Below are 22,516 nucleotides of genomic sequence, written 5' to 3' on the forward strand. Positions count from 1 at the left end.
ACAGCGCGCCGATGCTGAAACTGCACAACGTCGGCAAGAGCTTTGGCAATCTGCGTGTACTCAAGGGTATCGATTTGCAGGTCCGGCACTCTGAAGTGGTGTGCCTGATCGGTCCTTCCGGCTCAGGCAAAAGTACCCTGCTGCGCAGCATGGCGTTCCTTGAGGAGTACGACGAGGGCGAGATTTACATCGAAGGCCAGCTGCTTGGCTGGGTGCCGGAGAACGGCAAGGGCCGCAAGCGTGCGCCCCAATCGCAAATCAATCAGGTGCGGCGCAACGTTGGCATGGTCTTCCAGCAATTCAACCTGTGGCCGCACATGACCGCCCTTGGCAATGTCAGTGAAGCCTTGCTGCGTGTGCGCAAATTATCCGCCGATGACGCCCGACAACGCGCCATGGCGATGCTCGATAAAGTCGGTCTGGCCCATAAGGCCGAGGCTTACCCGGCGCAACTGTCCGGTGGTCAGCAACAGCGCGTGGCGATCGCCCGGGCACTGGCCATGGAGCCGCACATCATGCTGTTCGATGAACCCACCTCGGCCCTCGACCCGGAACTGGTCGGCGAAGTACTGCAGGTCATGAAAACCCTCGCCAAGGAAGGCATGACCATGGTGGTGGTCACGCATGAGATGGGGTTCGCCGCTCAGGTCGCCGACTCGGTGGTGTTCCTCGATCAAGGCCAAGTGGTCGCTCAGGGCACCCCTCACGAAATCTTTCACAACGCCGAACAGCCACGTCTGCAGCAATTCCTGCAGAACTATCTGGATCGCAACGCCTTCTGGCAGGACACCAAAGAGGTTAGCCCGGTATGAATTCCAACGACCTGAATCTGCTGGCCCGTGCCGAAGTGCGTGACCTGGCCAGCTACAACGCCGGCCTCGGCTCGGAGGCGGTGCGCAAGCGCTTTGGCCTCACCCGCGTAGCCAAACTGGGCAGCAATGAAAACCCGATGGGGCCGGCACCCGCCGTCACCCCCGCGATGACTCAGGCCTGCAGTGAGATTGCGCTGTATCCCGACGCCGGTTGCCAGGCATTACGCGCCGCACTCTCGGAAAAACTCGACGTGCCGGAAGATCAATTGGTGTTCGGCAATGGCTCGGAAGATTTGCTGAGCGTCATCAGTCGCGTGTTCTTGGACCATGGCGATGAAGTCGTCACCGTGGTGCCGTCCTTTGGGCTGCATTTCATCTACCCAATGGCCGCCGGTGCCCGGGTCGTGGGCGTGCCGATGACCGACGAAGGCACTTTCGACGTGGCGGGCATGGTCGCCGCGCTCACGCCCCGCACGCGATTGCTGATGTTTTCCTGCCCGTCCAATCCGGTGGGCTGCACCCTGAGCGCCGATGAGTTGCAGCAGTTGCTCGACGCATTGCCGCCAAAATGTTTGCTGGTGTTCGATGAGGCCTATTACGAATACGCCCGATGGGAGGCCGAATATCCAGATTGCCTGGGCTTGATTCAGGCCAGTGGCAAACCGTTCATACTGCTGCGGACTTTCTCCAAGGCCTATTCCCTGGCGGGCTTGCGAGTCGGCTACGGAATCGTCAGCGATCCGCTACTGGCCGATCTGATCAACCGTCTGCGCACGCCCTTCAACGTTAACCGCGTAGCCCAAGCCGCGGCGGTTGCTGCGCTGGCCGACGATGAATACCTGCACCGCTGTCTTTCCCATGTCGCCAGCGAACGCCGCAGGGTGGCAGCCGCCCTGCAAGAGCAAGGCGTCGCGACCGCACCCTCCATGGCAAACTTTCTGTACTTCCACACGCCCTACCCTGCCGAAGTCATCAACCAGGCACTGCTGCGCGAGGGGGTCATCATCAAGCCTTGGCGCGAAGCCGGTTATTCTCAGCACTTGCGGGTATCCATCGGAAGCTGTGAGGATAACGACCTTTTCCTCCAGGCACTGGCAAAAGTCCTTGCCGCACAAGAAACACGGACCGACTAATGATTAAAAATGCACCGCAAGCGCTCTATCAGCGCGCGAAGGATTTTGTGCAAGGCCAGCTTCGCGCGGGCGTTTGGAAACCGGGCGATCTGATCCCGTCAGAGAACCGTTTGGTGCAAGAACTGGGCATGTCGCGCATGACCGTCAACCGGGCATTGCGCGAGCTGACCGAAGAAGGGCATTTGGTGCGGATTTCAGGTGTAGGCACCTTCGTCGCTGAAAGCAAACCGCAATCGAACCTGCTGAGAATCACCAACATCGCTGACGAAATCCTCGCCCGGGGTCACAGTTACACCTGTCGAGTCCTGCACCTGGGACGCGAGGCGGCCTCTATGCCGGTGGCCGCCGCGCTGGCGCTGACCACCGGCTCTTCGGTTTTTCATCTGGTCTGCGTGCATTGCGAAGAAGGCGTACCGGTGCAGCTCGAGGATCGTTACGTCAATCCCGAGCTGGTACCGGAGTTTTTGCAGCAGGATTTCGGCGAGCACCTGCAACCGGCCAGATACCTTCTGCAGGTCATCAGGCCCGATGAAATGGAACATATCGTCGAAGCCAGCCACCCCAGCAGCGATGAAAGCAAACACATGCAAATCGATGCCAATGAACCTTGCCTGGTCCTCATGCGCCGGACCTGGAGCCAGAGCAAAATTGTCACCTATGTGCGCCTGATTCATCCCTCCTCACGCTATCGCCTGGGCAGTCGCCTACCGGTGAATGGAGCACACAGAGACAGTTAAGGCCGGTGGATTGAGCCCTGTGTGTCACTCCTTCTCTTGAGTCCCTGGTCGGGCCAGATAATTGCAATGCCTGCGCGAACACAGACTGCAGGCGCCCGCCAGAGACTATTAACCAACTCGTGCTATTCAGCGCATCAGCTGTATTGGCTTGCAGAATCAGCAGCGACTTTAGACCTCCTGGAACAGGTCAATTGGTAAGCGATCGCCAGCCATATAAACCACCCCGGCATGACCATCAAGGCAATACGGGTGTCAGGTCTGAGTGCCAGTAAACAGAGAACGAAGCCTAGAAACGCCAAAGAGAACCAGGCCATCGGCACCCCGCCAGGCATCTTGTAGATCGATTGCGCATGCAGATCGGGCCGAGCTCTGCGATAGGCAATGTACGACGCGAGGATGGTCGACCACGTGAAAATCACCAGGATTGCCGACACGGTAGAGACGATGGTAAACGCTGTCATGACCTCTGGAACGATGAACAGCAGCAGTACGCCCACCAGCATCAACAAAGTGGTAAACGCCAGGCTCAGCAGAGGCACGCTATTGCCCGACAAGCGCCGGAAAACCCCGGGAGCATTGTCGTGACTGGCCAGCCCGAACAGCATGCGGCTGGATGAAAATACGCCACTGTTGGCCGATGAGGCGGCAGACGTCAGCACCACGAAATTAACGATACCGGCGGCGGCGGGAAACCCTGCAACCAGAAACAGTTCGACGAAAGGGCTCTTGTTGGGCGACACCTGTTGCCAGGAAGTCACCGCAATAATGCAAGCCAGTGCCAGCACATAAAACAGGATGATTCTCAGCGGAATCGAGTTGATGGCTTTAGGCAGGGTCTTCTCGGGGGCGCGCGTTTCGGCGGCGGCAGTACCGATCAGTTCAGTGCCGGCAAAGGAGAAAATTGCCATTTGGAAACCGGCAAAGAAACCGAACAGACCATTGGGAAAGGCTGCCTGTTTATCCAGCAGGTGGTTCAGGGAAGCAGTCACGCCACTGGGGGATACAAAGGAGCTGGCAATCATCACTATGCTGACGCCAATCAGGGTGACGACAGCAATGATCTTTATGATCGCGAACCAGAACTCCACTTCACCGAAAAGCCTGACGGTCAGCACGTTTAAGGCGAACAGCGTCATCAACATACCGATGGCCGGGATCCACGCAGGCACATCGGGGAACCAGTACTGAAAGAATCCGCCGACCACGACGGCATCGCCCACCACCGCGACACTCCAGCTCAACCAGTATGACCAGCCGAGGAAAAATGCCGCTCGCGGGCCGAGGTAGGCACCGGCAAAATCGGCGAAGGTTTTGAAGTTCAAGTTGGAGAGCAACAGTTCGCCCATGGCGCGCATGACGAAGTAGACGAACATCCCGATGATCATATAAATGAGGATGATCGACGTACCTGAGAGGGCAATGATCTTTCCTGACCCCATGAACAGGCCTGTACCGATGGCGCCTCCCATTGCCATTAATTGAATGTGACGATTGCTGAGCGTGCGCTGCAGCGCGGGCTGTTCAACCCGCTCGGACGGAGTCGATTTCATTACAAAACCTCTTGATTTTATGTTTTTGAGTTTTGGCAGAAAGGTGGGTGTCTAGCGTTCTTGTTAGAGGTACAACGGCGACTGCCGGTGTTGGTTTTGCAGTGGCAGGGTTCCTCGACCACTCACACCATGAACGGCCCCCTGGCGATTTGCTCAGTGGGCGTCATCGATGGCTATCAGCTGGCTGTGCGCAGGCGCGGGGGGGCGATTGCGGGCGGCTGATCAAGCAGTTGGTAGAGATTTTTTATGTTGGCAGGCGTGGGCACCAGATGGATGCGCTCACCGATGGCATGCTCCCGCGCCAGATCGTGCACGTAGCGCAGGGACGAAAAGTCTTCCAGGGCAAAGCCCACCGAATCGAACACGGTGACCTGTGCGTCGTTCTCGCGACCCGGGACTTCGCCTTGAACAATCCGGAAAAACTCGATGACGGGAAAGTCAGGCTCCAGTTGTTGAATATCGCCTTCAATCCGGGTTTGAGGTTCAAACTCAACGATGACCCGGGCATTGCGCAGAATGTCGGCGTGCAGTTCGGTTTTCCCGGGGCAGTCACCGCCGACCGCGTTGATATGCATGCCGGGTTCGATCATCTCGGGCGTCAGAATCGTCGCATAGGCTTTGTCGGCGGTGACTGTGGTAACGATGTGCGCGCCCTTGACCGCCTCCTGCACCGAGCTGGCCAGAATCACTTCAATGTCCGGGAACGCGCACAGGTTGTGCTTCAACTTGAGTGAAGCGTCGCGGTCGATATCGAAAATGCGCAGTTCCTTGATGGACAGCATTTCGTGAAAGGCAAGGGCCTGAAATTCGCTCTGAGCGCCATTGCCGATGATTGCCATGATGCTTGCATCGGGCCGCGCCAGGGACTGCGCAACCAAGGCAGAGGTCGCGGCAGTGCGCACGGCAGTGGTGAGCGTCAGTTCACTGAGCAGCGTTGGATAGCCACTCTGGACATCGGCCAGGACACCGAAGGCCATGACCGTCAGCAAATTCCTTTGACTGTTATCCGGGTGACCATTCACGTATTTGAACGAGTACTGTTGGCCATCGTCGGTGGGCATCAACTCGATCACACCGTCGGCCGAATGATTGGCGGTGCGGGGCGACTTATCAAACTGTGCCCAACGCGAATAATCGGCTTCGATATACGTCGCCATTTCGCGGATTGCGCGGCGGATCCCCACCTTGGCGAACAGGCGTGCGGCATGATCGACGTCTATAAAAAGAGTCATGTTTTTATTCTCCGATTTAATGTTTGAAGCGCTGCCATTCAGGGGGTGGTTCAGGCGCGCTTGCTCTCGTAGCCATGCAGCACGTTGACCGCATTGATCCCGATTTCATCAACCATGTAGCCGCCTTCCATCACGAACAGGGTGGGGCAACCCACGCCCGCTATCAGCTCACCGATGCCGATGAAGTCCTCGCTTTCCAGCAGGAAGTGGCTGATGGGGTCGTCCTTGAAGGTGTCGACGCCCAGTGAAATAACCAGCACTTGCGGGGCGAATTGCTGGAGTTTCTTGCAGGCGTGGTGCAAGGCGTTGCGGTAACTTTCCCAGGTGGTGTTCTTTGGCAGCGGATAGTTCAGGTTGTAACCTTCACCGAGGCCTGCGCCGACTTCGTGGCTATAACCTGAGTAGTACGGATAGGACACCGCGGGCTCGCCGTGCAACGAGACAAACATGACGTCACTGCGCTCGTAGAAAATGTTCTGGGTGCCGTTGCCATGATGAAAGTCGACGTCCAGTACCGCGACACGCTTGGCGCCTTGGGTAATGGCTCTTTGTGCAGCAATGGCGGCGTTGTTGAGATAGCAGTAGCCGCCCATGTATTCACGCGCTGCGTGATGGCCGGGCGGACGGCACAGGGCAAAGGCACTGTCGTGGCCTTCATCGATCAATGCCAGGCCAGTGAGGGCTATGTCGGCACTGGTTTTAACCGCTTGCCATGTCGTGGCGGTAATCGGGGAGCCAGCGTCCATGGCGTAGAAACCCAATTTGCCGTCGATGAAGGCCGGTACTTGTTCGTTGGACAGATCGCGCACTGGCCATACCAGCGGCAGGGCGTCGTGGGTACGTCCGGTCGCGCACCATTCTGTCCAGGCACTTTCCAGAAAGCTGACGTAGCGCTCGCTGTGCGCGTTGACGTAGCACATGCGATCAAAGGCTCGCGGTTCTACGATCTGGCCTAGGCCTACCTGCTTGACGCGGTTATGGACGGTATCGGCCCGACTGGGCTGTTCGAACGACGGCTTGAGCACGCCGTCTTTCAATTCGGTGCCGTGGTGCAAACGGTGGGAATCACTGAAAACTGTAAACATTCTGCGCATCCGTTAATGTGAGCCAGTGCAAATATTCTGTTCCGGCACGGATGCGCTTTCTTTGCTTTGTTTTCGTGGTTTACTAGATTTTTCGGGTTTTTATACTCAGGATTGGCCAAATGCAGAAAAAATCATCCAAACGCATCAGTCTCGACGAGACGGACTTGGCAATACTCACGTTGCTGCAAGAGGATGCGAGCATTTCCAACGCCGAACTCAGCGAGCGCCTGTCGTTAAGCCTGACTCCTTGCTGGCGGCGGCGAAAGAGAATGGAAGAGGCGGGAGTGATAAAGGGCTACCAGGCGAACCTTGATCGACGAATGCTGGGACTGGACATCATGGCCTTCGTGCACATTCGTTTTTCCACCCACGCCGATCATGCTCCCGACGCCTTCGAGGCAGTGATTGCGCAATTGCCCGAGGTGTTGTCCTGTCACAAGATCACCGGGGATGCCGATTACGTGCTGCAAGTGTTGGCAGAGGATCTTGATAGCTATAGCGACTTTATCGAGCAGGTGCTCAGGCGTCAGGTGGGTATCGCATCCATCCAGTCCAGCCTGGCATTACGCGAGGTCAAGACCAGTAGCCGTATTGCGATACCCAAATCGAGCAAAGACTGAATGGGCCGAAGCGCCATCCAACCCCTGCCGACTTACCCTCCCCTCTGTGACGACGGACTAACCACCGCCACACAGGGTGTGCTCTTACTCCTTCACCTCAACCAGATCCAATGCCTGATTCACTGCCAATTCCCCCAACATCACCACCTGGGTAATTCCCAGCAGGGTCTTGCGGTGCGAGTTGTCCAGCAACGTCGCGAAGTTGCTGAGCATGGTGGTGGCCGAGCCCAGTGATTCACTGGCATTGGCCAGCAGGGATTCGGTGTCGTACTTGGGATTGACGAGGAACATACGCTCGGGTTCGTTGACCGCGGCCATGATGACGGCGCCCGGGTTCAGGTAGTGGTCGAGGGCGCGCTCGGCGGCGTCGTGGAATTTTTTGGAGTCGACGGATTCGTAGGGGGACGCTGGATCGGTATCGGGTGGGTTGGGTGTTGGTTTGATCATGAATGAAACTCCGATGCTACTTATTAAAAGGAGCCATCGCCCTCTCGCTACCAAACGGAGGGTGGCGGCCATACGAAGGTTGGTAGACCGGGCATCGGAACCGGCGCCCCCGAAGGAGCCCTGCGCATGGCCACCATAAAATCGCAGCCCTGAAGAAGGACCGCCGAAGGTGACGCTATGCGTCGATGCTGAGGGTCTACCAAACCCATCACCGTTTTTAGTGACGAGCAAACGATAGAACCCCTGCCACAGACGCACAAGCCGGCGGATTCTGGCTTACGCGTAGGTAACGACGCAAGGCGTTGTAGCCGTTAGGACGTAACACTGGGTGTCTTTAAACAGGCGACTTGAAACCTGTTTAAGGCATCAAACACCGATGGACAAATTCTTGTGTGAAATCGGTGGCGTCGGATCTGACGCCATCGCGAGCAGGCTCGTTCTCACAGGGAGGACAGGATTGAATTCAAGGCTTCAAGATGACAATGAATAGGTACGGCTTAGGGTTCAGGATGATTGCTGAGGTTGATTGACGGCATTGCCGAATCGGCCAGGCTATCTAGTCCTGAAATAGGTTTCATCTTTTTTACAATAACGCCCGCGGAGGCAGCCTCGCTGGCTCGACAGCTGCATTACGCGGGCGTTAATGGCCGTTACGCTACGCTTCATCTACTGAATCAGCGGCCTGAAAATCCTTGAAGACGTCTGTGTACGACATCAGGCGCGATGATGAGCTTTAGCCCTTCAGCTCATCCAGAGCATCGATGATTGCATCATCACTGTTTACCATCGACTTTTGCATGTCTTGTGAAATGGTTTTTTGGACATCCATTACCTTTTCGGCTAGCGCGCGGCCTTCTTTGGAGCCTAGGATAATCGCCATGGCTTGCTCGGGATGCTTATTGGCACGAATCATCAGTTCGAGTTCTTCGTCGTCGAAATGATCGGCATAGATGTCAACCATCTTGCTTTTCAATTCGTCCTGATCAAGTTTGTCCCGCACGACGTTGCGAATCTGTTCCCGTTCCAGCATCGGGTAACGGGAAGCGTAACTTGCCGATGCGATTTCCACGATGGTGCTGTAATGCTTGGTCAAACCGCTGACCTCAATCAACTCCTCTGCCTTGTCCTTACTACCACCACAGCCTGCCAGTGCCGCCGCGAACAACACAGCCAGCGTTAGCTTTCTCATGCCCATGAGCATTTGTCCTTGATCAGTTTGGAGGTGCGGATCGATTAGCGTCGATTCAAATGAATCGCGCCGATGACCACGAGCAGGACAATGACGCCGATAAACGTACCGAAAGCAGGAGACATTGCAGCCGGCCACATCAGACCTCTGCCGAGGTTATAGGCGAAGCTGGCGTGGGAGTACGAAGTGAACAGCCAGGAGTAAAGCGTGTAGATCAGGCCAATGACGAGATAGCCGGAAATGATCTTCCCTTTGAGCGACATGATGTCTTCCTTGTGAACCATAGATGATTTTTCAGCAACATACTATTTTGGTGATGGCATTTCAACATCGCGATCACACCTCGCTGTGGCGACGAACCCCACTGGCTTAATCCCGGTAGGGTCTTGGGGAGGGTGCTAGCCAGTAGTACTCGGGGTAGACGAGGAACATGCGCTCGGGTTCGTTGACCGCGGCCATGATGAGGGCGCCCGGGTTGAGGTAGTGGTGGAGAGCGCGCTCGGCGGCGTCGTGGAATTTTTTGGAATCGACGGATTCGTACGGGGATGCTGGATCGGTATCGGGTGGGGTGGGTTGGGTGTGGGTTTGATCATGAATGAAGCTATCTAGTTAATGCTTAAAAAGGAGCCTTCACCCTCGCTACCAACCGACGGGTGGCGGCCATACGCGGGTTGGTAGACCGGTAACTAGATAAACCCGGCGCCCCCGAAGGAGCCCTGCGCATGGCCGCCATAAAGCAGAGACCTAAAGGATCTGCAAACGGTGCGCTATGCGTCTAGTTATGCCGGGCTACCAAACCCGATCACTGTTTTTCAGTGACCCAGCCACGATAGAACCCGTGCCCTGGACGCACAAGCCGGCAGATTCTGGCGTACGCGTAGGTAACGACGCAAGGCGTTGTAGCCGTTAGGACGTAACACTGGGTGTCTTTAAACAGGCGACTTGAAACCTGTTTAAGACTTCGAATGTTGGGCCAATTTTTCTTGGCTGAAATTGATGGTGTTGGGTCTGACGCCATCGCGGGCAAGCCCACTCCCACAGGGGAGATGGGTTGAATTGTAGAAACCGGGGACATCCTTTACGTTTTAAACCGGAGACATCCGTACTGGCGCGCATTTCGCGCTTCAGATGACGCTCGCGGCGCTCAGGACGCAGGAACAAACCACGATCACTGTGGAGTCAGTGTGTAGTGGTAGTGGACTGCTCCTGTCTGTGGATGTACCAGCCAGTAATCATCCTTGTCTTTTTTTAATCGATAACATTCTTTGGGGATTTTGGGCGAGGTGAAACAAATCACCCCCTCCTTGACGGTCCAATATTCCGTCTCGGGTGGTTTACCGGACAGTGTGAATATTTCGGTCCCATCAGCATTAAAACTTAAAGTATAGGGCAAGCCTGAAGGGCCGATATTATTGAGTTTGTTCCCAACCAAGGTGCTGCGAACTTGCTCATCATCAAGCGCCACTGCTGAAGCTGAAACCGGCTTCACCGTATTTCCACCAGACGTAGCACACCCGGACAAGGCAAGTACCAGGAACAGGCAACTCCAACGTTCAATATTCATACCGCACCTCCACTGTCTGCCAACCCCGATAAAACTTATCAATCAAAAGACAACAGCCACAGCCTTTATTTGACTGTAAATTTGTTATTGGTTTTGTTATTCACACTATCGACAAACCAGACTGCAACCCCATCAGTGAGTACTTTATTGCATTCCTTGCCATATTTTTGATAGGTCACACAGATAACATTCTCCGTAATAACCCAATAACCGGATTGCATCGGATCGCTGGAAATCTGGATTACTGCAGTCCCGTCAGGGTTCAATGTTTCAGTAAAGGGATAACCGGTAGACGTCACACTCGAATGCTTGCGACCTATCACCGTCGCGTTAATCTCACTGCCATTTAGTTGTTTCGCGCTTGCCGGCGCATCGGCGTGGGCATCGACCGCAGTTTGATGCTCAGAAGATGAGCAACTTGTCATGAACAGCACGACTAACGAATAAATAATTACCTTATTCATGCCCTTCACCCTGCTATGAGCCTACGGATCCAATGCATTGAGAATAGCCATCCAACAACCAAAAAATATATTAATTCACGATAAAGTTAATAGCGCAAAATCAACAAAAATGATTCATTCCTGAAACAAAGTTAAACCGATAGGCATTAGAGAATGGGTTTATTTTTTCCCGGCTCGTTCGCTACAGTTATTGGGAAGGCGCCTCCCCGTCAATCGCCAGATCATTTGCGCGTCGATCCTCTTCGAGACCGGTGGCGCGCTGAATGAGCGCGGTGTTTCGAATGGGGAACAGGACATCACCGATTGATTACATTACGTATCAACTGAAATGCGCATTGGCGGCATTATCACAACTGTGCTCTGCCTTTAGATTACGCAGGCGTTTTGTGTCTTCATCGGCGACTCGCCTGACGTGTTTATAGAGCCCCCGGTGACGATGCCGATTTACCGATGACGTAGCCAAGGTGTCTCTCATGATTCAGAGCATTATGAAAACTGCTTGCCTGACCACCCTTCTTGTCGCGTGCGCAACAATACCGTTCGTTCAGGCGCAACCCTTGCCGCTCGGCACACCCGGGGCCTTGCACAATGAAGACGTGGAGTGGCGTAACTTTCCGGCGTTCCCGAAAGAAGTGAAGCTGGCGGTGCTGGTCGGCGACCCCAGTAAGCCAGGCCCGTACGTTGTGCGAGTCAAAGTGCCGAATGGCATCAAGTTAATGCCCCATACACACCCTGAAGATCGTATCTACACCGTAATGTCCGGTGTGTTTTATATTGGTTTCGGGTCTGTCTTTGATCCAGACAAGTTGGTTGCCTACGGCCCCGGCAGTGTTGTAGTGCTCCCGGCCAATACGCCGCATTTTCATTGGGCCAAGTCGGGAGAGTACATCTCTCAGGTGTATGGAACAGGTCCGTTGGGGCTTGAGTATATTGATAGTCATGACGACCCTCGCAACGCGTCAAAGTGAAGACGCGTTACGTGTATTTTCAGTTTTCATTTATCCAGGAGCGACCATGATCCTCAAGCGCGCAGGCTCGCAGCCATCGATAAAAGCCCCAGAAGCGTACTTCACAGGCACCGTCCGTATGGACCCGCTCAACTCCCCTCCTTCACCGGCCCGAGCATCCATCGTCAGCGTCACCTTTGAACCCGGCGCTCGTAGCGCCTGGCACACCCACCCGCTGGGTCAGACGCTGATCGTCACCGCAGGCTGCGGCTGGACGCAGTGTGAAGGCGAACCGATTGTGGAAATTCGTGCCGGCGATGTCATCTGGTGCCCACCGGGTCATAAACACTGGCACGGCGCGAGCGCCACCACAGCCATGACCCACATTGGGGTCCAGGAAGCGTTGGACGGTGTGAGTGTCGTCTGGATGGAAAAGGTCACCGACGAGGAATATAACGTCGGTCCGACAGGCGAATGAGTTGACCTGTTGAGTGAACCTGCCAGTTGAAACTGAATGGATTTACCGAAAACGAGGTGCGGTATTCAAGCGAGTGAGCGAACAGTTGGCCGACACAATCGTCAACTGCTCGCTACGGACTCAGCCAGGCCAGCTAACCTTATGCAATAGAAAGCCCAGTAACACGTTCAAACCAAAGTATCTGAACAACTTGCCCTGACCTGAAAAGGTGGGTCGTCCATGTATCAGAACTTAGCCTTGCTCGCCGCCTTCCTCCTGGCCTACAGCATATTTGCCGGGAAACTCGAGTCACGCCTGATTAATGGTCCGCTGATGTTCATGCTGGCGGGATTGATTCTGGGTCCGGCGGTGCTGGGCGTTCTGCAACCCCGGATTGACAAGGAAGGCCTCAAGATCCTGGCTGAACTGACCCTGGCGATCGTTCTGTTCAGCGATGCGGCTAACGCCGACCTCAAGGTGTTACGGGCATACGAAGGATTGCCACTGCGCCTGTTATTGATCGGTCTACCACTGACCATCCTGAGCGGTTGGCTGGCGGGTATCTGGTTGTTTCCGCAGGTTCCTCTCTTGGAACTGGCCATCCTGGCGACTCTCCTGGCGCCCACGGACGCTGCGCTGGGCAAGGCGGTGGTGAGCAACCCCAAGGTTCAAGCGCCTGTGCGCGAAGGGTTGAACGTGGAGAGCGGGCTCAACGATGGTATCTGTGTTCCGGTACTGTTGATGTTCCTGGCGCTGCTGGTGGAAGAGCAAACGCAGTCTCCTATGACGCTGGCACTGGAGCTGGTGATCGAAGAGCTGGGCATCGGTGCATTGGTGGGTATCGCCATGACACTCATCGCCTGGCTGCTACAGCGTTACTCCGCAAAACACCGCTGGCAAACACCCATGTGGTCACAATTGACCCTGCCCGGGCTGGCGCTTTTATGCTTCGCCACGGCGCAAACACTGGGTGGCAGCGGCTTTATCGCTTCCTTCGTCGGGGGGCTGCTCGCGAGCTATTTGTTTACCGAACAAAAGCACCATCTGCTCGAGGCCGGCGAAGAAATCGCCAGCCTGTTATCGGTCATTACCTGGATCGTATTTGGCGCACTGGTGATTCCCTGGGCCTGGGCAATCGTCACCCTGAACATGTGGATTTACGCGGTGCTCAGCTTGACCGTAATCCGTATCCTGCCTGTGTTGATCAGCTTGGCGGGAACCCGCTTCGATGGCGAAACCCGTCTGTTCATCGGTTGGTTCGGACCGCGAGGACTGGCCAGCATCGTCTTCGCCGTAATGATCCTGGACTTCCCCCTGAACGCCAGTCGCACGCTGGTGGCGACCGCTGCCTGTACTGTTTTACTCAGCGTGCTGCTGCATGGTTTGAGTGCCAATCCGTGGGTTGCACGACTGGCCAAGAAGACGAAAAAGGAGACGGATATAGTTTAAGAAAACTATAAATCCATCCCCTTTTTTCAAACTTTCAGGGTGCAGCCCGTCAAGCAGAAGGCATCAACTGCGCCCCACGGAACCTGTCACCGGTAAATTACCCAGCAACTTGAGCCCCGTACTTTTTACGAAAGCGTCATAGTCCATCGGTCTCTCAATACGAGTTTCCGCGTTGGGTAATACGTAAGCCCAGGCGCGCTTGGACGATGCGTCGTAAACCAGCTTGAACAGGCGAGTCGGCACCCAGACTTTGTTGTCGCCAATGGTGGAGTGACCCGAGTCAAAGAGCGGGCCGGTAAACACAAAAACATCGCCATCGGCTCGCTTGGCAAATTTCCTGACATCGGATTCGACCTTGCTCCAGATCTTCCGGTTGTTGGTAGGGTCTTGCGGCACCATGTTCGACAGCGCAAAAGATTGTGCCATCGCATGAGGACTCGGTGCATCGGCAGCCGGGGATTGATGACCACGGTCCACGGCCGGATGCTGGCTACGGTAGTCGCTCAACTCTGCCCGCCCACCCTTGGGAATGCGTGGGTCCGCATAGAACTGGTTAGTGCGCTCCTCCCCTTTTGCATCCTGAAGCTGGGCGGCAGTAAGACGCTCCACCACTACCAACGGTGTCTTGCTGGTTTGTGAGTACAGCACCGCGAAGTTATCGGAACACAAGGCCAACGGGTTCATGGTTGCAGGCACGGTGGCCATGTTGATCGGCCTGGCTGACGGGAACAGATCGGCACAGCCCTCGAACGACGCCTGCTTCTGCTTGTTTGAATAGAGGTCCAGCGCCGCGTTCTGGCTGATCGAGCCCGAGCGGGACGCGTGTTCCTGAGACTGGCTGGGTGGCTTGAGGAAATCCAGCAGGCTGCGGGCTTCCACGCCGGTTGAGAGCAAAACAAGGGCCGACAGCCCAACTGCAATTTTGCGTAGGTACATGCTTTAGATCTTCGAATGGGATTGAGGAGTAAACGTAGGGCGAATGCCGATGGAGGCGGCTGCAGATTATGTTGCGGTGAGCATGCTTTCACTGTCCTTGATCAAAATACCCGTGTGGAACCGGTCGGTTCCAAACAGTACGACCACTAACGATCGTGCGCGTTATGACCACCATTAATCCCTTTAGTGCTGAGCAGCGTTGGCATTCTACCTGTCAATTCACGTCGACAAAGTGATCGGCAGAAAACGGGGAAAACCAAACCGCTGTGCTCTGGCATTCGGGAGCAACCGGATCGGAAAGTACCCGTTGCACATAGGGCTGAGGTCTGCACTTGTTGCCCGACGGTCTAACATGACCAGTGAAGCAAAGCAGTATGACGCTCTGATACATTCGCCTTTTTCTGGAGGGAGAAATGATGCGAAGGATTATCGCAACGGGGGCACTCCTGCTCGCCTTGGGCGGGTGCGAAACATCGCCTATGCAGGTTTCGGAAGCGCGGCCGGTGCCGGCCAACGATATGTTCCCGATCAAAAGCGAAGATGCACAAGATACGGAAGATTCGGGACGCCTGACCATTTTCCGTGATGACGGGTTTGTCGGCGCGGGATGTGACGCCGTGCTCTACATTGATGGTCAGCGCGCCGCGAAGATAGCTCCCGGTCAAAAGGCATCTTTCGTTTTGCCGCCCGGTAAAGTGAACCTCGGTACCGGACTAGCCGAATCTGGACTGTGCGCGGGTGCCGCGATCAAAACTGTCGCGGCCAACATCAAGCCAAGGAAAGAAGTGATCTACCAAATCAACTGGGATACGCAAGGTTTTTCCTTGGGTCCCTATGTTCAAGAGGGGCATTGAGCGCAGAGGAGCTTCGGCCAGTTTCCCACGCCACGCTCATGAAGTGGCAAGGCGGCTAAATAGCCGCCCTCGGAAAACGCTAAACCACGACGAATCAATCGGCCCCTATGCGCTCAGTATTCGCTCAATGCGTTCACGTGCCGCCCCTGTTAGACGTCTGACGCCTAATAGCCTGGCAACCTCAAGGGCTCGGTCCCCAGAATCGATAATGCTCGCGGCGATACGCAACTCCTGCGCCGCGATCTCCTCGATTGAACGTGCGTCATCGACCGATACCGGAACACGGTATGTCGACCACTCCATCACATCGCCCTCGGCGTGCCAGACGAATGCCTCCTCAAGTCCTTCCTGCCGAACGTGATGGTGCTGTTCGGCCAGTTCCAGCACTCTGTCTCGAATAAGCCGTCCTGATCGTTGGAAACCGTGTGCGCGAGCAATACGCTGGACTAAGAGTGTGTCGAGAATGGGGGCTTCCTGGCGTAGCACCTCTTCAATGATCTGACGGAGCACCGGACTGTAATGCGCTAAGTGAAACTGCTCGGGTTGGATCATGTGCGCAAGCGTAGAAAGATCGGCAACGCGATATTCACCCTTCTGCCCCAGAGAAACCGGTTGATCGCTGTGAGCACGAGCAACACGAACGTCCGCAATCTGCGACGGCAATGTACTCACGGAGCTAATGGGCGCTTCTGGCAACTCATCACTAATGCCGGAGTCGCTTGAGAAATCGATAACGATTGGAGCGGCCAGTGGCTCCTCGGTTACTGGACTATCGATTGCCTCTACTCGGGATTGAGCCAGAAGGTCGTTCAGAGCCATGTGCAGCTTCTGCAAGGCGCCTTCTTTATTTACCCACCATTCCGTGGACCAAAGTCGCACCAGGTTCCATCCCAAGCCGCTGAGAATCGCGCCTCTGACTTTATCCCGGTCCCGAGCGGTGGCGGCACTGTGGTAAGTCGCGCCATCACACTCGACACCCGCCAAATAGTCACCCGGACGATCAGGGTGAACAATCCCCAGATCGATACGAAAACGCGACACGCCGATCTGCGGGACTACTTGCCACCCAAGACGACGCAGCCCTTGAGCAACAGCTTCTTCAAACGGTGAGTCATATCCACCAACCGAGCCATGTACCGCCTCTGCCAAAGCCTTGGGGCCACGCTGAGCAAACTCAATGAAGTGCTTCAAATCCCGGACCGCCCGAGCATTGGTCCGGTTCAGATCGATCATCGACGGGTCGAACGAGGTGAATACCAACATCTCTCGACGTGACCGTGTGATGGCGACGTTTAGCCTGCGCCATCCACCGTCCTTGTTGAGAGGGCCGAAGTTCATCGACATAACCTGCGCACCCGGCTCGGTGGGCCCGTAGCCGATCCCGAGCATAATCAGGTCTCGCTCATCGCCCTGGACCGTTTCCAGGTTTTTGACGACGACGGGTTCGGTCTGGGTATCCTGGAAAAACGGCTCAATCTGTGGGTGTTGCTTACGGGCAGCGTCCAACAGATCGTTGATCAGCTTTTGCTGGTCAGAGTTGAGCGTGATGATCCCGATTGAATGACCCGCAGCGACGAACGCAGGATCGGTTAGACGTTTGACTGTTTCGCTGACAATGGCTTCAGCCTCAGCTTGGTTGTAACGGCCTTTTCCTTTCGCATACACGCCCTCGACCCTGCGCCATTCAACAGCACTTGCGCGAGTTTCGGCTGCTGGGAAGGTAATCAAATTACTATCGTAGTAACGATGGTTGGAGAACGCGATCAGGCTTTCATGGCGACTACGGTAGTGCCAACTCAAACTGTGGCTCGGCACCCCTGCTCCCAGGCATTCGTCCAGGATGCTCTCCATGTCTTCTGCTGTGTCGTCGTCGCCAGCATTGGGGCCACGGCTGAAGAAGTTCGTAGGCGGCATCTGACGAGGGTCACCGGCGATAACAACTTGCTTGCCCCGAGCTATCGAACCGATTGCGTCCCATGGAGCAATCTGCGAAGCCTCGTCGAAGATGACCAGATCGAATGGGGGCTGATCGGCAGGCAAAAACTGCGCAATCGACAGTGGGCTCATGAGCATGCACGGTGCGAGGCGATTCAGCGCGTCCCCCATCTCAATAGCCAGCTGCCGGACTGGTTTGTGTCTACGGGACTTCTGCAATTCATGCTTGAGAATGGCGAAGCCGCTGCTCTTGGGAATGTCATTCTTTGAAGGGATCAGGCCACATAGTTTCGCCCGAATGTATCGCACCGTCAGTTTAGCCAGTTCGTCGTCCAGGCGAACGAAAGCACCAATGTCACTCATGTGCTCGGCAGCGACAAAATTCCTCAGAAGCGGCTCGCTGTCGATGCCCTGTGTCGCAAACCAATGAGCATAGGCCGTGACAAAAGTTTCCTCGCTTGCAGACGGAGTCAGGCTTCCGGCTTCCAACGCTTGGGCGAGGCTTGCCAAGCCGGCTTCACCAGCCTGCTTGCGTACTCGACACCAGTCGCACCAGGCCTTGAGTTGTTCTTCCTGCTGCTGGATAGAAAGTGAAGTAGCCCGCAACGCCGCAACACTCGGATGCGCGTCTGCGTCCGTTGCTGCCAATCCAGCGAATAGCCGAGCGGCTTCGTTATAGCGAGACAACGCCTGTTGCAATGCCGATAACGCTGCGCTGATTTGCCCACCCGGCGCCAACATCTCATTCGCATCGATGACGAGACGCGCGACTGCGCCGCGCAATGAAACCAAGTGGTCGGGTGATTCGGCCAAGCCACTCAGCAGCCCGCGCAGCGTTTCAGCCAGTTTGATAGCTCGCAGTGTAAGGGCGGTGTCGCTGGTCAGACCTTGCCAGCCAGGGATCGACTGCATGTCACTTGCCAACGCGTCCAACTCCGTTAACTGCGCATGCAGGCGCTCGAAAATGGCGAGGTCACCCAGCGTGTCCGGAAGGCCCGCCGCGCCACCTAAAGAGGCTATTTTTTCCGCCACCTTTTTCTTGGCGAAAGTAGCCAGGAACCAGAACTTGCCCTCGGCCTCTCGCCATTCGCGGTGCATGGCCTCAAGCGGGATGCGACGGCAAGCTTCATCGGCATAATCCAGTGACAGGCTTTCCTCCAACTCCCGATAGCTCTCTACCAACTGACAAGCACGCCGGGCTGCTTCTATACGCGTGACAACATTGGGGGCAAATGCGAATGAAAGGTTCATCCCGCAGGATTCCACGATCAAGCTCGTCAAATCGTGAAGCTGCTGTACCTGTGTGACTTCCGCCACAGGCAACGCCAAGTGCGTCAGGCCAAGAAGCCTCTCACTTGCAGTATTTAGCGCGTCAAGGGCCTGTGGCAACTCACGCGAGGCGCTTGCAATTTGTGCCTGCCAGGCGTTCGACCATTGGGTCTGTGCCAGTGCGCCAAACTTGCCTGACAAGTCGCGCGCCGCAACGCCGTTAAGCCCAAGCCGACGCGCCAGATCGAGCAACTGGCCATACTCGGCAGCATCGTGTTCCTTGCCTGTTGGCCAAGCCAGTCTCGGCGTCTGAGGACTGTGATCACGAACGACGCGACCAATCGCCTGATGCAGGGAAAGACCGTTGCTCCAACGTCGATGCAGGACCTCGACCAACTGGTTAAGTCGCGACCGCAGCGTTTGCAATCGAGCAGCCTCACGCTCCCACTCCTCGGCGCTCAATGCGTCACTCACATCCCATGCGCGATCCAACTGCTTGAGCACTTCAACTTTGGACGCTTTGCTTGAGTGCAACTCCAGGCAGAACTCGCCTAACCCCTTCTCCGCTAAGCGACGATAAACCACGTCGAGGGCAGCACGCTTCTCTGCCACGAACAAAACGCGACGGCCTAGTGCAAGGTTATGAGCAATCATGTTGGCAATGGTCTGCGACTTACCGGTTCCCGGAGGTCCATCCATGACGAAACTATGAGTGCCAGCCGATGCCACCACGGCAGATAACTGCGAAGAGTCAGCGGGCAATGGCGCAAAAAGCTGAGCAGGCGTTACTGTTGAGTCCAGGCGCTCTGGCCTGGGAAACTCGTCCGAGCCAGAGAAGCCTTCACCTGCTTCTTTAGGCTCCAGCAAATGTTTGACCAATGGGCTTTGCAGCAGCTGTGCCCCGTTGGCATTCAAGTCCTTCCACATCAAATATTTGGCAAATGAGAAAGTGCCCAGAACCAGTTCGGTACTCACCTCACATCCGGGCACATCGCGTACCGCTCGACGCACCATGTTCCAGATGCCGGTAACATCGATGCCGCTTTCATCACTTGGTAGCTCGCCATCGAGCCCGGGTATCACCAACTCAAAATCATGACGCAGCAATTCAAGTAGGGTTAGGTTGAAACGCGGCTCCTCGTCGAGCAACGTCAGCGTCACCCCAGACAAGGCACTTTTGCGCTCAAGTTTCACCGGCAGCAAAATCAGGGGTGCGGAGTAGGTCTTCGGGTCTTCGGCGCTTTTCTTCCATTTAAGAAAGCCGATTGCCAAAAACAGCGTGTTTGCCCCGCCCTCCTCCAGATCGCTGCGCGCCTTTCGGAATAGCTCAATCAAGGTTGCTTCAAGCTTGATCTTCTCCAGGCTGGCGAGCACTTCGCCCCGAGCAAGCGCTTGACGGGCGACTTCGTCTACCAGGCTTTCATTATTCTGCTGCTCGTAGACGGCCACATCACGGCCGCTGCTATTCAGGTCAGGTACCGGCACCACTCGAATGCGCTGGCCACTCGAAAGAAGGTCTTCAAGCGCTGCTGGATCAGGACAGACAAGACGTACGCCTTTAGCGCTGTCTGGCAAATGCAGTAGACGGTTGCGAGTCGTCAGATCGAGGAGTTTGCGTTGCCAGAGCGTTAATTTACCGGCCGGACCTTCGTTACCCTCGTTGATTTCGACATCGAACCCTGGCAGTGCTGGGGCCTCCTCCAAGCTTTCAGCGGCAGGCGGAGCATCGTCTGCCAGATCCGATGCATTGACTGCGGACACCAGCGCCATTGGGCGGATCTTCTGCATCCGAGCACGGTGCAAATCGATTGCCATGATGAACTGATCATCATCTAGTTGCCGCTGCGCAGCGGCGACCGCTTGGCTAAAATTCGGTGCCGGCGATTGGGTCGCCAAGGTGGTCTCGAAAACCACCATCTCCTTCAGATCCAAGCGCTTGCGTACAGCCGACGCTTCGTCAGTCAACAGTTGGGAAAACTCTTGAGGCTGCAACCAAACGCCTGCAAAGGCGTGCCCCTTTGTCATGATCAGCAGGGCATTCAGTCCAGCCTGCTCCAACGCCGCAGCGAACAGCAATGCCATATCCAGGCAGGTCGCCACACCGTTTTCCAGAATGACGCTTGGCGGCCTGATCTTCTGGCCCTGTTGCTCAAAACTGGCTGGAGGCAATGCATAGCTCAACTGAAAGCTGCACACCGCGGACCAAATGGCGGAGGCAAGCTCCCACGTGCGCGTGCGCGACTTGCTTTCATAGCCATCAATGCCGTCTTTCTTTCCTGCTCGCCGCAAGACTTGAGAAGCGGCTTTGAGCACTCGGTCTACCGACGGATCATTGGGCATGCAGAAAGCTGCCAGCAACTCTGGCATGGCGCTCAAACCACCCCATTCAGTGCGAGAAAGCAGCTCAGTGGGAAAGCGCTGCTCGACGAGTACGTTCTCGCCTTGGGACAAGCGCAACACCACATCGGCACTCAGGCTTTCACTCAGCCCGGACAGATAGCCAGCGTTGAGCTTGATGTCGCGCTCAGAAATGCTAAGGCGATCACCCGCATGAATCCGGTCAATAGGCCAAGACCGGCTTTCAACGAAATCTGGGTCGGTGCTTAAAGTCAGTATCAGATTTTCAAGACTTGATTCTTCCTGGTTCCAAATGCTCAATTCTCGTACAAGCGGAATGGCATTCTGGTGGGAAGCGAAGCCGATCTTACGAGCGATCAGCGCCTCAATCTTGATGTTCATCCACGGGCTCCCGAAGCTACCAGTGCTTGCCTCATAAAGAGGCAGCTAAAAAAAACCCCTATAGTCCATGACTAATCACCGGTTGGGAATTTCTTTATCTCGCAATCCAGTCGTATGGTTCAGGCAATAGCAGTCGCTCGAATTGTTCCACCATGCTGTGGAACGAACTATTTTGCCTCTCTACACCACACTGTTGCGGCCAAATCCATCCCCACTGTATCTGCTTCTGCCTAACGACTACCGGTTAGCATTGCTCCTCATCCAAGGAGGTATTGCTCAATGCCGGACGCCACTAACCTCTACTTATTCATTGTTGCCGCCTTGCTGTTGCTGATCGTGCCTGGCCCTAACATGGCTATTGTCAGCAGCCATGCAGTTGCCCACGGCTGGCGCGCCGGCCTCGCCGCAGCACTGGGAATATCCCTGGCCGATGTGCTTATGACCGTCATGGTCAGCGCAGGTCTCGGTGCGCTGGTGATGAGTTGGGCGCCGGCCTTTGACTTGCTACGGTGGGCCGGGGCTTGTTATCTGATGTGGTTGGCCTGGCAGGCATTGAAGACCCCTCCTGCGGATACTGACACTCAAGCTACACAGGCTCCGTTTCGGAAAATCTTTGCCCGAGCCACGTTCAACAGCCTGTTAAACCCCAAGGCGCTGTTGTTCTTCATGGTATTCCTGCCGCAGTTCGTCACCGTAGGTGCCAGCAGCGTCACCTCGCAATTGATGTTCTTAGGTTTGTTGCTTGCGCTGATCGCATTGATCTTCCATTCCCTGCTCGGATTTTGCGCCGGGCGACTGCATGGGCGCCTGCGCAAAGGCTTGATATCCAAACGCCTCGGTGCTTATGGTTTCGCTGCGGTGATGACAGCTCTGGCGGTACGATTGCTGGTGCTCAACCGGCCGCTATAAAGGGTCGAGGCACACCGATTTGGCAAAATATGTTCCTCGCTGATACGCACCATCGAATGTCGGGATCTGGACGAGATGTCTGATAGGGACAGAAGCAGCCAGTGGACGCAGCGATAGCTAATGGGTAGCTATGCTTGGTCTACTGCCGGGACTAATTGAGCAGATTGGGCTTTGCGTCCATGGCGGCT

The 22,516-nt window shown here is 55.7% G+C and carries 19 protein-coding genes and 1 pseudogene; 9 read left to right on the forward strand and 11 right to left on the reverse strand.

Annotated features, from left to right (window positions below; all coding sequences use genetic code 11):
* Nucleotides 1–11: 11 nt before the first annotated feature.
* Genes ACM6I0_RS03755 through hutC form a run of 3 tightly spaced genes read left to right on the forward strand, consistent with a single transcriptional unit; the run spans nt 12 to nt 2,682 of the window.
* A complete protein-coding gene (locus tag ACM6I0_RS03755) occupies nt 12–812 on the forward strand; it encodes an amino acid ABC transporter ATP-binding protein (RefSeq protein WP_285435922.1) in 801 nt (266 codons plus the stop codon).
* Nucleotides 809–1,945: a histidinol-phosphate transaminase gene (hisC, locus tag ACM6I0_RS03760; RefSeq protein ID WP_414921491.1), complete on the forward strand. Its 1,137-nt coding sequence runs from the start codon at nt 809–811 to the stop codon at nt 1,943–1,945. Before ACM6I0_RS03755 ends, hisC begins: the two co-directional genes overlap by 4 nt.
* Nucleotides 1,945–2,682, forward strand: coding sequence for a histidine utilization repressor (gene hutC, locus ACM6I0_RS03765; protein WP_285435818.1), 738 nt, complete (start codon nt 1,945–1,947; stop codon nt 2,680–2,682). The genes hisC and hutC overlap by 1 nt, the downstream gene beginning before the upstream one ends.
* 134 nt (nt 2,683–2,816) lie before the next feature.
* On the opposite strand, the gene ACM6I0_RS03770 is transcribed toward hutC, so the two are convergent.
* The 3 genes from ACM6I0_RS03770 to ACM6I0_RS03780 form a co-directional block, all read right to left on the reverse strand.
* Nucleotides 2,817–4,232, reverse strand: coding sequence for an amino acid permease (locus ACM6I0_RS03770; RefSeq protein ID WP_285435817.1), 1,416 nt, complete (start codon nt 4,230–4,232; stop codon nt 2,817–2,819).
* Nucleotides 4,233–4,408: 176 nt separating this feature from the next.
* A complete protein-coding gene (locus ACM6I0_RS03775) occupies nt 4,409–5,464 on the reverse strand; it encodes an ornithine cyclodeaminase (RefSeq protein ID WP_285435815.1) in 1,056 nt (351 codons plus the stop codon).
* Between the two features lie 50 nt (nt 5,465–5,514).
* Entirely contained in the window at nt 5,515–6,549 is a 1,035-nt protein-coding gene (locus ACM6I0_RS03780; RefSeq protein ID WP_285435814.1) for a histone deacetylase family protein, read from the reverse strand.
* 119 nt (nt 6,550–6,668) lie between these two features.
* Here ACM6I0_RS03780 and ACM6I0_RS03785 point away from each other — a divergent pair, with 119 nt between their 5' ends.
* Complete coding sequence (locus tag ACM6I0_RS03785; protein ID WP_259154671.1) at nt 6,669–7,169, forward strand: Lrp/AsnC family transcriptional regulator; 501 nt, start codon at nt 6,669–6,671, stop codon at nt 7,167–7,169.
* An 84-nt stretch (nt 7,170–7,253) separates the two neighbouring features.
* Here ACM6I0_RS03785 and ACM6I0_RS03790 read toward each other — a convergent pair whose 3' ends face one another.
* The 6 genes and pseudogenes from ACM6I0_RS03790 to ACM6I0_RS03815 all read right to left on the reverse strand — a co-directional run bounded on the left by ACM6I0_RS03790 (nt 7,254) and on the right by ACM6I0_RS03815 (nt 10,833).
* Nucleotides 7,254–7,616, reverse strand: a complete 363-nt coding sequence (locus tag ACM6I0_RS03790; protein ID WP_414921492.1) for a DUF6124 family protein — start codon at nt 7,614–7,616, stop codon at nt 7,254–7,256.
* A 733-nt stretch (nt 7,617–8,349) separates the two neighbouring features.
* Nucleotides 8,350–8,811 carry a hypothetical protein gene (locus tag ACM6I0_RS03795; RefSeq protein WP_285435810.1) on the reverse strand — a complete coding sequence of 154 codons (462 nt, stop codon included), beginning with the start codon at nt 8,809–8,811 and terminating at the stop codon, nt 8,350–8,352.
* A gap of 38 nt (nt 8,812–8,849) precedes the next feature.
* Entirely contained in the window at nt 8,850–9,068 is a 219-nt protein-coding gene (locus tag ACM6I0_RS03800) for a hypothetical protein (protein WP_285435809.1), read from the reverse strand.
* A 145-nt stretch (nt 9,069–9,213) separates the two neighbouring features.
* A pseudogene (locus tag ACM6I0_RS03805) lies at nt 9,214–9,402 on the reverse strand (hypothetical protein); the annotation flags it as partial.
* A 571-nt stretch (nt 9,403–9,973) separates the two neighbouring features.
* The gene (locus tag ACM6I0_RS03810) at nt 9,974–10,369 is read right to left on the reverse strand and encodes a hypothetical protein (RefSeq protein WP_285432094.1); all 396 of its coding nucleotides are present in this window, start codon (nt 10,367–10,369) and stop codon (nt 9,974–9,976) included.
* A gap of 65 nt (nt 10,370–10,434) precedes the next feature.
* Entirely contained in the window at nt 10,435–10,833 is a 399-nt protein-coding gene (locus ACM6I0_RS03815) for a hypothetical protein (protein ID WP_285432092.1), read from the reverse strand.
* A gap of 473 nt (nt 10,834–11,306) precedes the next feature.
* On the opposite strand from ACM6I0_RS03815, the gene ACM6I0_RS03820 reads away from it, so the two are divergent.
* The 3 genes from ACM6I0_RS03820 to ACM6I0_RS03830 all read left to right on the forward strand — a co-directional run bounded on the left by ACM6I0_RS03820 (nt 11,307) and on the right by ACM6I0_RS03830 (nt 13,686).
* Nucleotides 11,307–11,801, forward strand: a complete 495-nt coding sequence (locus tag ACM6I0_RS03820; RefSeq protein ID WP_414921493.1) for a cupin domain-containing protein — start codon at nt 11,307–11,309, stop codon at nt 11,799–11,801.
* A 46-nt stretch (nt 11,802–11,847) separates the two neighbouring features.
* On the forward strand, nt 11,848–12,258 hold the full coding sequence (locus tag ACM6I0_RS03825; RefSeq protein ID WP_285432090.1) for a cupin domain-containing protein: 411 nt from the start codon (nt 11,848–11,850) through the stop codon (nt 12,256–12,258).
* A gap of 219 nt (nt 12,259–12,477) precedes the next feature.
* The gene (locus ACM6I0_RS03830) at nt 12,478–13,686 is read left to right on the forward strand and encodes a cation:proton antiporter (RefSeq protein ID WP_414921494.1); all 1,209 of its coding nucleotides are present in this window, start codon (nt 12,478–12,480) and stop codon (nt 13,684–13,686) included.
* A gap of 63 nt (nt 13,687–13,749) precedes the next feature.
* On the opposite strand, the gene ACM6I0_RS03835 is transcribed toward ACM6I0_RS03830, so the two are convergent.
* Entirely contained in the window at nt 13,750–14,622 is an 873-nt protein-coding gene (locus tag ACM6I0_RS03835) for a DNA/RNA non-specific endonuclease (protein WP_285432086.1), read from the reverse strand.
* A 413-nt stretch (nt 14,623–15,035) separates the two neighbouring features.
* Between ACM6I0_RS03835 and ACM6I0_RS03840 the strand changes: the two genes are divergently transcribed.
* A complete protein-coding gene (locus ACM6I0_RS03840; RefSeq protein WP_285432084.1) occupies nt 15,036–15,476 on the forward strand; it encodes a hypothetical protein in 441 nt (146 codons plus the stop codon).
* A 105-nt stretch (nt 15,477–15,581) separates the two neighbouring features.
* On the opposite strand, the gene ACM6I0_RS03845 is transcribed toward ACM6I0_RS03840, so the two are convergent.
* Nucleotides 15,582–21,419 (reverse strand): DUF3320 domain-containing protein, encoded by a 5,838-nt coding sequence (locus ACM6I0_RS03845; RefSeq protein WP_414921495.1) that lies wholly within the window; start codon nt 21,417–21,419, stop codon nt 15,582–15,584.
* 279 nt (nt 21,420–21,698) lie between these two features.
* Here ACM6I0_RS03845 and ACM6I0_RS03850 point away from each other — a divergent pair, with 279 nt between their 5' ends.
* The gene (locus ACM6I0_RS03850; protein WP_285432081.1) at nt 21,699–22,328 is read left to right on the forward strand and encodes a LysE family translocator; all 630 of its coding nucleotides are present in this window, start codon (nt 21,699–21,701) and stop codon (nt 22,326–22,328) included.
* The last annotated feature ends 188 nt before the right edge of the window (nt 22,329–22,516 follow it).

The organism is Pseudomonas sp. IT-P294, from assembly GCF_949767865.1.
Classification (GTDB): domain Bacteria; phylum Pseudomonadota; class Gammaproteobacteria; order Pseudomonadales; family Pseudomonadaceae; genus Aquipseudomonas.